At 38.9% G+C, this 14,015-nt stretch carries 12 protein-coding genes; 3 read left to right on the top strand and 9 right to left on the bottom strand.

Going from position 1 to position 14,015, the window contains the following annotated elements:
• Positions 1-197: 197 nt before the first annotated feature.
• Positions 198-1,112 carry an FTR1 family protein gene (locus GNE10_RS21630; protein ID WP_185566924.1) on the top strand — a complete coding sequence of 305 codons (915 nt, stop codon included), beginning with the start codon at positions 198-200 and terminating at the stop codon, positions 1,110-1,112.
• A gap of 62 nt (positions 1,113-1,174) precedes the next feature.
• Here the strand turns inward: GNE10_RS21630 and crtW are convergent, their stop codons facing one another.
• From crtW to aroC, 8 genes are all read right to left on the bottom strand, one after another.
• The gene (gene crtW, locus GNE10_RS21625) at positions 1,175-1,957 is read right to left on the bottom strand and encodes a beta-carotene ketolase CrtW (protein WP_185566923.1); all 783 of its coding nucleotides are present in this window, start codon (positions 1,955-1,957) and stop codon (positions 1,175-1,177) included.
• Positions 1,958-2,503: 546 nt separating this feature from the next.
• Complete coding sequence (locus GNE10_RS21620) at positions 2,504-2,956, bottom strand: SRPBCC family protein (protein ID WP_185566922.1); 453 nt, start codon at positions 2,954-2,956, stop codon at positions 2,504-2,506.
• 19 nt (positions 2,957-2,975) lie between these two features.
• Positions 2,976-3,164 (bottom strand): CPXCG motif-containing cysteine-rich protein, encoded by a 189-nt coding sequence (locus tag GNE10_RS21615; RefSeq protein WP_099072430.1) that lies wholly within the window; start codon positions 3,162-3,164, stop codon positions 2,976-2,978.
• A 171-nt stretch (positions 3,165-3,335) separates the two neighbouring features.
• A complete protein-coding gene (locus GNE10_RS21610) occupies positions 3,336-4,949 on the bottom strand; it encodes a radical SAM protein (RefSeq protein ID WP_185566921.1) in 1,614 nt (537 codons plus the stop codon).
• A 96-nt stretch (positions 4,950-5,045) separates the two neighbouring features.
• Positions 5,046-5,300: a SemiSWEET transporter gene (locus GNE10_RS21605; protein WP_185566920.1), complete on the bottom strand. Its 255-nt coding sequence runs from the start codon at positions 5,298-5,300 to the stop codon at positions 5,046-5,048.
• 157 nt (positions 5,301-5,457) lie between these two features.
• Positions 5,458-6,363 carry a hypothetical protein gene (locus GNE10_RS21600; protein ID WP_185566919.1) on the bottom strand — a complete coding sequence of 302 codons (906 nt, stop codon included), beginning with the start codon at positions 6,361-6,363 and terminating at the stop codon, positions 5,458-5,460.
• Between the two features lie 29 nt (positions 6,364-6,392).
• Positions 6,393-8,186, bottom strand: coding sequence for a hypothetical protein (locus GNE10_RS21595; RefSeq protein WP_185566918.1), 1,794 nt, complete (start codon positions 8,184-8,186; stop codon positions 6,393-6,395).
• 128 nt (positions 8,187-8,314) lie between these two features.
• Positions 8,315-9,403, bottom strand: coding sequence for a chorismate synthase (gene aroC / locus GNE10_RS21590; protein WP_185566917.1), 1,089 nt, complete (start codon positions 9,401-9,403; stop codon positions 8,315-8,317).
• A gap of 440 nt (positions 9,404-9,843) precedes the next feature.
• Between aroC and GNE10_RS21585 the strand changes: the two genes are divergently transcribed.
• Positions 9,844-10,974, top strand: coding sequence for a hypothetical protein (locus GNE10_RS21585; RefSeq protein ID WP_185566916.1), 1,131 nt, complete (start codon positions 9,844-9,846; stop codon positions 10,972-10,974).
• Positions 10,975-11,169: 195 nt separating this feature from the next.
• Positions 11,170-12,414 carry a glycoside hydrolase family 10 protein gene (locus GNE10_RS21580; RefSeq protein WP_185566925.1) on the top strand — a complete coding sequence of 415 codons (1,245 nt, stop codon included), beginning with the start codon at positions 11,170-11,172 and terminating at the stop codon, positions 12,412-12,414.
• 148 nt (positions 12,415-12,562) lie between these two features.
• Here GNE10_RS21580 and GNE10_RS21575 read toward each other — a convergent pair whose 3' ends face one another.
• On the bottom strand, positions 12,563-13,750 hold the full coding sequence (locus tag GNE10_RS21575) for a glycosyltransferase family 4 protein (protein ID WP_185566915.1): 1,188 nt from the start codon (positions 13,748-13,750) through the stop codon (positions 12,563-12,565).
• Positions 13,751-14,015: the final 265 nt, after the last annotated feature.

Here is a 14,015-nt window from a genome sequence, read left to right as displayed (position 1 = left end):
GGGTAGGGGAGAATAATAACTTCCCAGTCACCAGTCAACAGTCACCACTCACCACTCCCAATTTCAGGTAATGCTCTGAGTGCGATCGCTGTTAGCATAGCTTTGGCAGAAGGTTATGAGAGGTTGTTGAAAAATCAGCAAGTATACTCAAAATCTCTCGCTAAATTTTTGTTAGTGAAATTATCTATTAAAGTTCTATGAATTGGAGTGCTGCTTTACCAACTTTTTTTATCACCTTAAGGGAAGGCGTTGAAGCCGCTTTGGTTGTGGGAATCGTCTTCGCGTGTTTACAGCAAGCTCAACAACAAAAATTACAGCGTTGGGTTTACTTTGGTGTTTTCATCGGTATCTTGGCGAGTTTTGTATTTGGTTTGCTCATTCATGTGGGATTACAAGGATTGCAGACATCTAAGCAGCTTTATGCACCTGTGTTCAAGCAACTTTTTGAGGTGGGGTTGGGTGTAATCGCCATCGCCATGCTCAGTTGGATGCTAATTTGGATGACACGACAAGCGCGATTTCTCAAAGCTGAAATTGAAGGTTCTGTTAAAAGTGCTTTGGGGGGAACTGATAGCGCCGGTTGGGCAATTTTTAGTTTAGTTTTTATTGCTGTGTTTCGCGAAGGTTTAGAAACAGCTTTGTTTATCGTTGCTAAGTTCCAAGAAGGTTTGACGCCTGTTTTGGGTGCAATGGGAGGATTAGCGATCGCTGTTATCATCGGTATGCTGCTATTTAAATGGAGCATCCGAATTAATTTAAGCCGATTTTTCCAGGTGATGGGTGTGTTACTGCTGCTAATTGTCTCCGGGTTAGTAATTTCTGTTCTGCGCCATATTGATGCTGCGGCCATTGCTTTTAGCCAAATCAACCCAGAAGTCTTGGGTATTTGCGGACAAGGAAATACATCTTGTGTTTTAGGCCCCCAAGTTTGGGATTTCTCAACAATATTACCTGACCGAAAATTCCCCGGTATTTTACTCAAAACCTTATTTGGTTACACCCAAAAATTGTATCTACTCCAAGCTGTGGGTTATCTACTTTTTTGGATAACCGTAGGCGGTCTTTATTTCCGCAGTCTCAGCCAACCCAAACAATTAATCACTAATTCGTAATGGTCTGAATTGCATTAGAGACGTTGCAATGCAACGTCTCTACAATGATTTTGATATTCTGTTCAACCGTCAACTGTCAACAATTTCCCCCTTTTATAAATTTCTGGTAATTTCCACCAAGGAAGATGAGGATTTTCGTGATGTTCTTTGTGGTAACCGAAATGATAACAGGTAAGAAACGACAACCAAACTGGACAGTCAATAGTTTGGGCACAATGTGGTTGAACATAACCCCTAATTGGCTGGCTATGGGGTATAAAAGTCCCGAAATAAAATAACTGCAATGAACTTAAAAGTGAGGGAAGTACCCAAAATAAAATTAAATTTTCATGGGGTATATGGAGTATACGATTTACAAATTGATAACTGAAAGTAATGGCAATTATTTGTCCCCAACTCCAGTAATTTTTCATAAAATAGAAATACCAAGCAAGGAAATTTTTGTGTTTTCCATCATGAAAATCAGGGTCTATTTGACTAGCTGGATTACGGTGATGTGACCAATGTTTTGCCAATAGTTTATCGTATGGTAAAAGCCCATAAAAACATAGGCTCAATCTACCAATTAAATGATTAATTTTAGAATTTTTAGGAAAAACTACGCCATGCATGGCATCATGGGAAGTAATAAATAATCCAGTATATAAAAATGTTTGCCAAGGAATTAAGACACAGAATATCCAAAAATTTAATTTATAGATATCAACTAAAAGTAAGAAAATTAAACTGATAGCCCATAAACTAATAATGGAAAGAGCAATAAAAAGCCCTCTAAAATTAGATTTCTTTTTTAGGAAAAAGGTTAGCTTTCTTTGATAATTGAGTGATTGCTTTAACTGGATCACGCTTTTACTCCGCCTAGCATTCAAGTAAAAATTCCTCAAATATAGTCATGGCAAGAACCACTAACCACCATATAGAAAATTCTATTATTGATTAGTGTTACGAACTGTACAGTGCTAACACTCTATATATTGCAAAATATTAAGTTACATTAAATATTATTGCACAAATAACTCCATACCAAAAACTGTTTTTCCTTATCAGGCTAAGTAAAAAAGTCAGTCAATTAGTATTACGAGTATTAATAATCACTAAAAATTTTGCTTGATAATTTATAAATAGTCAAAGCATACCAGGTAGTATAGGAAATTAAATGGAATAAATTTTTATTTACACAAGTATGATTTGATACTATTATCTAGATAACTAGAAAAGCGATCGCAACAAGCCAGCATTCCAAAACTCAGACATAAGAGTTAGTACCATTGTTAATATTCCTGAAGAAACTAATTACATCCTTCATAGTACTTACCCATTGATTGAGCGCTATCTATCTCTAGTTTCAAATTAAAAGCAAGCCTAAAGAATGAAGCGATCGCTTTGATTTTTCAACTTAAATCACATTCTCGTTTGGTTATGTAGTGACGATAGCGAAACATTGCTTCTAGTTGTGCTTGCACTAACCAACCGCCGATCAATTCCACTGTTTCTCCACCAGGCATTGAAAAAGAAATAGCATCAGTCAGCCTGGTTTTACCGCTATCTTCTGGTTCAAATTCATGTCGATGTATCCAAGATTCAAAAGGGCCTGATATCTGTTCGTCAACGAACAAACGATATTTTTCATGTTCAATATGACGTGCTAGCCAAGTTAAAGGTACCGGGCCGAGAAACAAGCGAAATTCTGTGATAGCACCTACATCAAGCCCTCCATCCCGACGGACTACTTGAACTGGCTGCCAAGGTGGAGTTAACAGTTTTAAAATGTCTGGCCTTTCGTGAAATTTCCAAACTACTTCTGGTGGTGCATTAATGATTGAGGAATGTTTAAAATGCAGCATGGAAAGAAAAACCTAAAATTCAACTTTCAGATTCAGTATCAATCTCAATATCTAGGGTGTCTTCATCAACCCGGACATACAAAATATTTGGGTTACAGCAAACTTGGCAATCTTCTACATAGGATTGTTGTCCGCCAGCAGTTAAATCAATAAAAGTTAAGTTGGGTTCGCCGCAATAAGCGCAGTAATACTCAGCTGTGGTTTGCATCAAGTTTTCAGGTATGAATTTTTGGGCAATTGGGCAATTGGGCAATTGGGCAATTGGGCATTGGGCATTGGGCATTGGGCATTGGGCATTGGGCATTAGTTATTCTCCCCTTGCCTCCCCTGCTCCTTCTACTCCCTTGTCTCCCTCATCTCCCCCATCTCCCTTTTTAGATTAGTTGAAATAACTTTTAGCATCAGTCAAATGCTTTAGTAGTGTAGACTGTGGCAGAGGCCCTTGCAAGTGGCTCCAGGGTAATACTTGTTCTGTTGACCAATCGGCGTGGACGTAGAAATCTAAGTCGGGGATTTGTCCTTTGAGTTGTTTGAAAGCACGTTTGTAGCTACCCAAGGAATCGCCAAAGTCACGAGTTAGTTGCAGAAGTTGAGAAAGCCTGCGATCGCCCCTGGATAATAAAGCTTGAATGATTGACCAGTTATAGCTTTCTGGGCGGAATTCTATTCCTTTGGGTTTTAGTTGTTTTTGTAAAAATTGCAAGCGTTTTTCTGCTTGACGATTGACTCCCAACCATTGAAATGGTGTATGTGATTTAGGTACAAAAGTGCTACAGCCAAATGTTAACCGCAATCCTGGTGCGGCTTTTTTAATACTATGCATCATTGCCACAGTTTCCTCTAAATCTTCTGGTTGTTCCCCAGGGATTCCCGCCATTCCGTAGAGTTTTAAACTTGTGAGTCCGCCGACTTTGGCATTGATGGCTGCTTGGATAATTTCATCGTTGTGCAGTTTTTTGTTGATGATTTGCCGAATTTTTTCGGAACCACTTTCTACGGCAATGGTAAGCGATCGCGTGTCTCGTTGCGCCAAAGTTTTTGCTAATTGCACTGTTACAGTGTTGGTGCGTACTGAGGCAATACTCAAACGCACATCATCATACTTTGGCTGACTAATATAATCTAGTAACTCAGAAAATTCTGGATGTTGAGTTACAGAAGCCCCCAATAATCCCAGCCGATTTGTAACTTTTAACCCTTTTTCAATGGCTGGAATTAATGAACCTTCTAAACTTGCAGTTCTAAAAGGTAATGTCAGATAACTTGCCAAACAAAAACGGCACATTTCTGGACAACTCCTCACTACCTCCACCATATAAATATTTTCCCAAGCTGCTTTTTCGGTGACTACAGTCGAGGCTGAGAGAGTATTTCCTCGGTAAGTTTGTTTTTGCACCACTGCGGGAATTTCTAGGGAAATTGGCTGAATAGACTTGATTGCACCATCTTTTGTCTGATATTCCACTTCATATAAACTGGGAACATAAATACCTGGTACTTGTGCCAATCTTTGGAGTTGAATTTGTCTAGAAGCATTTCTGACTTCTTTGTAAGCTTCAATCAAATTACCGAGTAAATTTTCGCCATCCCCCAATAGAATGACATCAAAAAAATCTGCAAACGGTTCTGGGTTAGCAGTGAGAACTGGCCCGCCACCAAATATTATTGGATGAGAATCATCGCGAGAATTTCCCACAATGGGAATTTCCAAAGATTCCAGCAAATTGAGAATATTCACATAATCCAATTCCCAAGAAATAGAAAATCCCACAATTTCAGGATTTCTAGGGAGTTGTTCTTGGGTATCAGTAAATAAGCGACTTACTTGCACATCATCACGCATTGCCAGAGTCGCCCAAACAACCTGATAGCCAAGACTAGTAATCCCGACGCTGTATTCATTAGGAAAGGCGAAGATTAAAGGGATAGCGTTGGTATCTGGAGTAGTGGGTGTAAATAAAAGGCGTTCTAAGTTAAATACAGATGATATCACGGGCTTTTTTAAAAATGTTTGAATAAATCTTGTTAGTTTCGTAGAAATCACACCTACACGGTGAAGTCAACTCTAGCAGGTGGATGAGAATTTATTTTACCTATATTTAATTTTAAGCCATAGAATTATCAAATTAAAAAGCAAAGTAACGCTGTTAGCAAGAATAATTGGTAATGCTTTCAGATAAATTCCGTATATTAGCCATAAAAAAACGCCGCTAATAAATGTAATCAACATCACAAAAGAAACGTCTTTTGCTGATTTGGTTTGCCAAGTTTTAAACATCTGTGGTAAAAAAGCGATGGTAGTTAATGTAGCTGCTGCTAATCCTAGAACTGTTAAAAAGTCCATCTATGCAAACCTATAAAATTAAGTTTTGAGTTGTTGAAAAATTTCACAACCGATTTTTATCATACTGTATCACTAAGTAAAATTAGGACAAAATAAAATGGGGAAAATTTTTTAATTTATCCCCAATCTTAAAAAAGTATGTGATAAAGTATAGCTATTAGCGAAACCTATCAATTAATTCTTCACGAGATAAATGCAACAATAAAGGCGTAAACTCTTCTATTGGTAAACTTAATAAAGGTTCAATAATTGCTTGAAGCTGATTATCTATTTCACCAAAGCGAACTTTGAGCAAATTTTCCACCACCAAGCGTTCTCCTTGTTGAACTCCTTGTTTAATTCCTTGTTGTTTGCCTTCTTGTATTGCTTGTTCTCGGTCTTGTTGGTAAAGTGGTGCTAATCGCATAAGTAATTCCCTGTCTTCTTCGTCTTGATTTTGAGTAACTTGTAAGTTTTGTTGTAAGTTGTACAACAATTCTAACGTTGCTTTGCGGAAAGGGTTATCGGGAGTCAGTGCTTCTAATTCATCAATTGCTTGTTTTTGAAACTTTCCTGTACCTATGATTCTCAGCCATAAAGTTTCTGGAATAAGAGGTAACTGATGAATTGCGACTATAGCAGTACGCAAACATTCTGGCATGAAGTGTATTCCAGGCAAATAATCATCTTTTGGGTTAGCACCAAATCCTGATAATATTTGGGCTGATGCTGTAGGAGTAAGAATCCATAATTTTGGTAAATTAGATTCGATAATCCGAGTGTTATTTCGATTTGCTTGTCGTTGTAAATCGCCACGTACCTCTAATAATTTTAAAAGACAATCGCAAATTTCTGTAGCGGATGCAGCATTACGAAAAGGCTCGAATAACGATGCGGTAGCAGCAAACTGACCTAATATACCTAGTGTATCTGGAATAGTGCTTGGTTGTGATTTAGGAATGAAATAAACGTCAATTTGTCTCACTCCTCCTGAAACTCGTCGGGGTGCTTGAACTTCACCATAGGGAGTTAGTAATTGTTCGAGGTAGTCTTTGGCAAATTGGTCATGAATGAATCTAGTCATTTCTTAGAATTTTAGCGATGCAACCCAGTTTATTTATGATTTTCTAACGGTTTTTTGAGATAAGATTTAGCCCAAGAGTAGCGTTTTGAATCTTTTTTAAGTAAATATTCTGCGGCTTCATGTCGTTTATTCTCATTTTTTGTACTTCTGAATACTCGCTTGAGTTCATCATCTATATCTTCAGTTTTAGCCCCGCGTTGTATGGCTTGTTCAAACCAATAGTCACCTTTAACATAGTTACCACGGTCATAACAAATTGCTCCCATTAAAGTATAGGGCTGATAACTATTAGACTGATACTTCATAGCTTTGATGGCACAATTTTCAGCATCAGCTAAGTTGTCCATATCTCTGAATGCTGCACCTCTAGTTACTAAAATGGCTGATTTGAGATTACTTTCTTTGATTTTTCCTAAATCCAAGTTAGTAATTTTTAATGCTTGTTCTGGTTCATTGGCTTTACGCCAATAACTACTAGCAGTGGGTATATGCCATTTATTCCCAGTACGCTGAATTTCCTGCTCATAAAATTCTGCTTCTAGTTTGTAATGTCCGATAGCAATTTTGCCGTCACGAGATAATAGATTTTCATCTATTAGTTGAGCTACTAAAATCGGGTCTAAACGTTCTTGTTTCTCTAGCTTTACCATAATTGTATAAAATGGTTCTATTTTGAGAGCAGGATCTATCAAACCATATTTTTTTTTGAGAATAACAAAATGCTTTTGTTGAGCAAAAATAATGATATCTTCACGTTTATTCTTTTTTAACCATTGAATTTCTGATTCATTAAGTACTTCTCCTAAATCTACCTTATATTTTAGGGTAGAAGCGTATTTTTCATTTACAATTTCTATAATCACATTCAGCTTGCGTTTTTGAAGAAAATTAATATCTTGTTCGTCTAACTGATTAGACAACTCAATTTTTTTGAGAATTTTATATAGGTGACTTTTAGGTGATGAATCTTGATAATCAGTTGCTTTATACTTAACTTTTAAAGCAGCAAATTCTCGCTTTTGTTGCAATTCGCGAGCAATGGTAATTGTTTGATTAAGTCCTTGCTGTTCTAACCAATGAATTTGTGACTGAATTAAATCGAGTCCTGCATCAATTTTTTGAAGTATGCTATATAGTGGACTAGATAATGATAAATCTGAGTGCTGATTTGCTTGGTATTTATCTTTTAAATTAAAAAAATGAGCTTCTTTTACTGACTCTTGTTGCTTAAAAATCTCTGCTACTTCCAATAATTTGTTATCAATAAGCCAATTATATTCAGAATCATTTAAACGTTCTGTTGACTCTAATTTTTTCAGTATTTTAAAAAGTTTATTATCAGGATATGAGTCTTGGTATTGAGTAGCTTTATATTTTAATTTAAGTTGAGTAAATAGTTTTATTTCTTGAGCAATCTTATTGGTTTCATATAAATTATTTGCTCTCAACCATTTTATTTCTGAATCACTAAGTAAATTTCCTGACTCAAGTTTCAAAAGAATGAAATACAGATGACTAGATTCCCATGAAACATTATAATTTGTGGCTTTGTACTTAGACTTTAATTTTGAGAATTCAAATTCTAGATTTCCAAATTCTTGTACTTTATGTTGTTGCTCTTGCTTGATAGCTTTTAAAGTATCCTCAAGTTTAGTCTCTCCCAACCAATTAAATTCTAAATCACTAAGTTGAATTCCTAAGTCAACTTTTCGGAGTATGAGATATAGCAGACTAGAGGGTGATGAATCTTGATAATTACTAGCTTGGTATTTAGATTTTAGTGCAGCGAAGTGTTTCAGCCGATTTTCAGATTCTTTGTTCATGTTCATAGTAGAGGCGATCGCACCTTCACAAAGGTATTATCCGCTACTATAACAACATAAGTAAAAAAGGGCAGATTTCTTTATCCACCCTCAAATTAAAAATATTGACTGCTAACCGCAGTATAATTTTATAATACTTTACACTGACCGTGATGCCGTAGTAAATGGTCGCACAATACCAACGCCACCATCGCTTCAACCATCGGAACTGCACGCGGTAATACACAAGGATCGTGTCTGCCTTTGGCGGCTAAAACCGTTTCTTCACCTTCACGAGTTACTGTTTTTTGTTCTTTTCTAATTGTTGCTGTGGGTTTAAAAGCAACTCGCAAAATAATATTTTCGCCGTTGGAAATTCCCCCTTGAATACCGCCAGAACGGTTAGTTACGGTGCGAATTTCGCCATTTTCATCAATATAAAATTCGTCGTTATGCTCAATTCCTGTTAACAGCGTCCCGCCAAAACCAGAACCGATTTCAAAGCCTTTGCTAGCAGGTAAAGACATGACACCTTTAGCAATATCAGCTTCCAATTTATCAAATACTGGTTCGCCTAAACCTTTGGGGACATTTCGCGCCACACATTCTACTACACCACCAATGGAATCGCCTTGTCTGCTAGTTTGCTCGATTAATTCAATCATGCGTTCGGCACACTCAGCATCAGGACAACGGACGATGTTGCTTTCCACTTGTTCTAAGGTGACAGTATTTGCATCCACTACACCTTCCAAATCCTTGATGCGCTTGACGTAAGCAATAACTTCCACATTGGCAACTTGGCGCAGAATTTTTTTAGCGATCGCACCTGCCGCTACTCTGCCAATTGTCTCACGTGCTGATGACCTACCCCCACCTTGCCAATTGCGAATTCCATATTTTGCATCATAAGTGGCATCGGCGTGGGAAGGGCGATATTTTTGTGCCATCTCGTCATAATCTTGTGGACGAGTATCTTTGTTCCGCACCAAAATTAATATCGGCGTTCCCAAAGTTTTGCCCTCAAACACCCCTGATAAAATCTCGCAGGTATCCGCTTCTTTCCGAGGTGTTGTAATTTTACTTTGTCCCGGCCGCCTTCTATCCAGTTCTACTTGGATTTCTGCTTCTGAAATTTCTAGTTGTGGAGGACAACCATCAATCACAACTCCCACGCCACCACCGTGAGATTCGCCAGAAGTAGTAATCCGAAATAGATGACCAAAAGTGTTACCCATGATATTGAGTGAGGAAAAAGGGTGAGGCTTATCTATCCACTTTAGTGGAAAATAGCCCCCCTCGCTTATGGGTCTTGTCATTACCAATAAAGTGACTGAGTGATAAAATCGGTAGCCCAACACATATCATGTAATCGCAACCAGCCTTGCCGGTCTGCTTGCTAATCGCTGATTTCCCACCAAGGAAACCACCTCAAGGAGCGATCGCTAATTTTTGAGCTATCTCTTTTTCTATTCTCCACTTCCTACTCAGATCCCAACGGTGTTTCCCTCAGGAACAAACAATCATGACATTAGCGTCTTTCTTGATATCTGCTTCAAAAGGCAAACATTAAGCAAATCCCAACTGATGAAGCTATGGGGTTATATAGCTTTTTATGCTGAGTGGCTAGATATTATTTGTTAGCTTTATAACTATTGACAAATAGCGGTGTATGACTATGAAAATTGGGGTGTATTCTTATTTTATTAAAAATCAAGCAAGAATTTTTACTGCTTTGGTTTTAACTGGTATTTTATCTGTTAGCAGTGGTTTAACACTCATCAAAGATGCTAGAGCGGCTTCTGCAAATTTATCTCTAGAAACAAGTAGTGATGTTTCTAAAGACAATACTAAATCAAATCGCTTGCCGCGTCCAGTAGCTAATGCGGTGCTGCAAGATTTAGCTAGCAGAGAGGGAATTTCAACTAGAGAACTGAAAATTACTAACTATAACCAACAGACTTGGAGTAATGGTTGTTTAGAATTACCCCAACCTGATGAAGCCTGCACTGAAGCTTTAGTTTCTGGTTGGCGAGTTGTGGTATCTAATGGTAGAGAAAATTGGATTTATCATACTGATAGCAACGGGCGATCGCTACGTTTAGCCTCGGCAAATACTCCTTCAAATCAATTACCCACATCTATAAAAAATGCTGTTTTGCAGGCTGCATCCAAACGTTTGCAACAACCAATTTCTCAGCTAACAATTGTTGAATCTCAACAACAAACTTGGAGAAATGGCTGTTTAGAATTAGCGAATCCTGATGAATTCTGTACCCAAGCCTTAGTACCAGGGTGGCGAGTAGTTGTTAGTGGACGCCAACAAACCTTGGTTTATCACACCAATCAAACAGGTTCGGTAGTTAGGCTCAATCAAAAACCTAACCAAAGCACACTAACACCCGTAACAATTCCAGTCAGCGAGTTACCACCACCCTTGGATCGCGATGTAGTATTTCGGCAAATTTCCAGTGGGGGATTTGCTGGTACAACCTACGAGACTGTTTTACTCAGAAATGGACAATTGATTCGCGTGCGGATTGGTGATGCTAACGATTCTGAGCGTAGTGTTCGCCGTGTTTCTGTACAACAGGTGAGACAATTTTTGCGATCGCTAGAACGTTATAAATTCACTCAATTCCGCAATCTCAGTTACCCTGCACCTGGTGGTGCTGCTGACTATATCACCTACACTCTCACCAGCCAAAAAAATACAGTTCAATACAACGACATCTCTCAAAATAATCTGCCAAGCAATTTACAAGTAGTAGTTAAAGCTTGGAATCAGATTACAGCTAGCGCTCAATAGTGATTGGGGAAAGGGGGAAGGGGAAAGGGTAAAGGGTAAAGGGCAAAGGGTAAAGGGTAAAGGGGAAAGGGGAAAGGAAAGATGAGTTTTTCCCCTCTGCCCAATGCCCAACGCCCAATGCCCAATGCCCAATGCCCAATGCCTCATATTGGCCATACAATCGAAACGATAATTAGATCGTACTTGTGGTAGATGATGAAAAGGCTTGTAAAGTGGTGTGTTGGGTTTTGGAATATTCACCAAAGGAGAAAATCGGGGTTATTTGTCCTTGTGGCTACTTTGAGTGTAGTAGCTACAGTGATGTTTTCGTTGCCTTTAACGGCTCAAACTGTTCCTCAGAGATTACCAGCGTCTGAGTTAAGGGGAGTGTGGTTAACGAATATTGACAGTGATGTGTTATTCGAGCGCGATCGCCTCAAGGGATCTCTACAACGCCTTGATGAACTAAATTTTAACACCGTATACCCAGCAGTTTGGAATTGGGGGTATACACTGTATCCTAGCAAAGTTGCAGCCAAAGTCATTGGGCGATCGCTCGATCCCACACCCGGACTACAAGGGCGAGATATGCTCAAAGAAATTGTGGATGTGGGACACCAAAAAGGGTTAACTGTTATTCCCTGGTTTGAATTTGGCTTTATGGCACCAGCAGATTCCCTATTGGCTAAAAATCGTCCCCAATGGCTCACCAGTCGCAGCAATGGCACGCGCATTGTTAAAGAAGGCATACACGACCGAGTTTGGCTAAATCCTTTTCGCCCAGAAGTACAACAATTTATTCAAGATTTAATTGTTGAAATTGTGAGAAATTACGATATCGATGGCATCCAATTTGATGACCATTTTGGCTTACCTTCAGAATTAGGATACGATGCTTATACAGTGGCACTTTATAAAAAAGAACACCGCAATCAAGCTCCGTCTAAAAATTTTAAAGATCCAGAATGGGTACGTTGGAGAGCTAATAAAATCACCGACTTTATGAAGCGGGTATTCACAGCCATCAAAGCTACTAAAAAAGATTGTATTGTTTCTGTTGCACCTAATCCTCAGCGTTTTTCTTACGAATACTTTTTAGCAGACTGGCAAAAGTGGGAACGCATGGGAATTGTGGAAGATTTAGTTTTGCAAATCTATCGGGATGATTTGAATGTTTTTGTCAGTGAATTAGAGTATCCAGAAGTGAAGGCAGCAAAGAGCCATATTCCGGTGAGCATTGGTATTTTGGCTGGTTTAAAAAATAGATCTATACCCATGCAACAAATTCAAACGCAAGTACAAAAAGTACGCGATCGCAACTTTGCTGGTGTCTCTTTCTTTTTCTATGAAACTCTCTGGAATATGAGCAAAGAAAAACCCCTAGAACGTCAAAATACTTTCCAGAAAATTTTCCCCGCACCAACAACCTACCCCAATTTACTTGCAGGTTGGAAGCCATAGAGTTAAGTAATTTCTAATTCATAATTTTTGAATTGAATTTTCCTCTATTAATTTCTATATCAGTCAGGGGTGGGGAGGTATGGGGCAAGGGAGACAAGGGAGCAAGGGAGATCAGTTTTCCCCTCTGCCCAATGCCCAATGCCCAATATTACCAACCAGTTTGCGATCGCTCTTGCACAACTCGCTGATAAACTTCTTCGGTTTGCTTGGCTAATTTCGGCCAGCTAAAACGTTGCTCTAAATCTTCATAAGCATTATCCACCAGCCATTGCCGATAATCTGGATTTCTCAACACCTCCAAAATTCCCCAGGCTAAAGAATCAGCATTATTTACCCAAGTCACAATACCTGTTTTGGTATGTTGCACTACTTCGGGAAAACCACCTGTATCAGATACAACTACGGGAACGCGAGAAGCAAAGCTTTCTAAAGCCACAATTCCAAAGGGTTCGTAAAGGCTGGGAAATACTGCACAGTCAGCAATGGTTTGAAATTTATCTAAGTATTCATCGGAGAGAAAACCAGTAAAGTAGCATTTATCCCAAATTCCCAAATCCCAGGCTTGGCGTTTGAGATGCTCGGTATTTCCACCACCAACAATGACAAATTTTACTTTACCTCCCATTTCCCAAAGAACTTTGGGTGCAGCATTGAGCAATATAGGTACACCTTTTTCATAGGTCATACGACCGAGGTAGTAAACGATTTTTTCGTCGTCGTTGGCAAATTGGCGGCGAAAATCCAGAGCGTGAAAATCTTCGTGGTGTCGTTTTTTTTCGGCTCGGATACCGTTATAAATAACATCAATTTTATTCCAAGGGCTGTGTAGCGCTCGTTCTACTTCTCGTCGCATATAGTCGCTACAAACAATAATCCGCCAAGCATTGTAAGCAAGTATTGTTTCTTTACCATTAATATAACGTTGCGTATCAGTATGAATACCGTTATAACGTCCGTATTCTGTGGCGTGAATTGTGGCAATTAGTGGTATTTTAAAGTTGTGCTTGAGAGCGATCGCTGCATCTCCCACTAACCAATCATGGGCATGAATCAAATCAAACGGGCCTTCCTCCAAGATTAACTTCCCGCCATGATGTCCCATACTTTCGTTGAGATTCACCACCCAATGGAAAAAGTCATTGCTATGTCCCACTGGCACGCGATGTATCTTCACTCCCTCCACCACTTCATACATGGATGCCTGACCAAACTCCACTGTAATCAAATGGATTTCATGCCCTAACTTCACCAGTTCCGGGTACAACTCAGCTACATGACGTGCAATTCCTCCAACTATCCTGGGTGGAAACTCCCAACTCAGTACCAGTATCTTCATCTGCTAGATTCCCCAAGACTTTACAAATATCTAAAAAACTAGATTTATCTAAAAATACAAGTCTGCCAATCTTATTGAGTGTATTTACTCATATTTTTAGATTTTTTAACAGTTATTTTGTTAAAGCTTATCAAAGGATAAGAACTATGGAGCATTGGGCATTGGGCATTGGGCAAGCAGGAAGTGTGGGAGGTGTGGGAGGAGACGGAGGTGTGGGAGGATGGTGAAAAAATCTTTCCCCCCACACTCCCCACACTCCCCACAC

The organism is Nostoc sp. 2RC, from assembly GCF_014222165.1.
Taxonomy (GTDB): domain Bacteria; phylum Cyanobacteriota; class Cyanobacteriia; order Cyanobacteriales; family Nostocaceae; genus Nostoc; species Nostoc linckia.
This window is presented reverse-complemented; position numbering and strand designations above follow the sequence as displayed.

What these genes read in the sequence shown, in the direction of transcription:
- GNE10_RS21575 (WP_185566915.1), bottom strand. Translation starts at nt 13,750, where the DNA reads ATGAAGATACTGGTACTGAGTTGGGAGTTTCCACCCAGGATAGTTGGA.
- GNE10_RS21615 (WP_099072430.1), bottom strand. Translation starts at nt 3,164, where the DNA reads ATGCAAACCACAGCTGAGTATTACTGCGCTTATTGCGGCGAACCCAAC.
- GNE10_RS21600 (WP_185566919.1), bottom strand. Translation starts at nt 6,363, where the DNA reads ATGACTAGATTCATTCATGACCAATTTGCCAAAGACTACCTCGAACAA.
- GNE10_RS21630 (WP_185566924.1), top strand. Translation starts at nt 198, where the DNA reads ATGAATTGGAGTGCTGCTTTACCAACTTTTTTTATCACCTTAAGGGAA.
- GNE10_RS21580 (WP_185566925.1), top strand. Translation starts at nt 11,170, where the DNA reads ATGAAAAGGCTTGTAAAGTGGTGTGTTGGGTTTTGGAATATTCACCAA.
- GNE10_RS21595 (WP_185566918.1), bottom strand. Translation starts at nt 8,186, where the DNA reads ATGAACAAAGAATCTGAAAATCGGCTGAAACACTTCGCTGCACTAAAA.
- GNE10_RS21585 (WP_185566916.1), top strand. Translation starts at nt 9,844, where the DNA reads ATGAAAATTGGGGTGTATTCTTATTTTATTAAAAATCAAGCAAGAATT.
- GNE10_RS21605 (WP_185566920.1), bottom strand. Translation starts at nt 5,300, where the DNA reads ATGGACTTTTTAACAGTTCTAGGATTAGCAGCAGCTACATTAACTACC.
- aroC (WP_185566917.1), bottom strand. Translation starts at nt 9,403, where the DNA reads ATGGGTAACACTTTTGGTCATCTATTTCGGATTACTACTTCTGGCGAA.
- GNE10_RS21620 (WP_185566922.1), bottom strand. Translation starts at nt 2,956, where the DNA reads ATGCTGCATTTTAAACATTCCTCAATCATTAATGCACCACCAGAAGTA.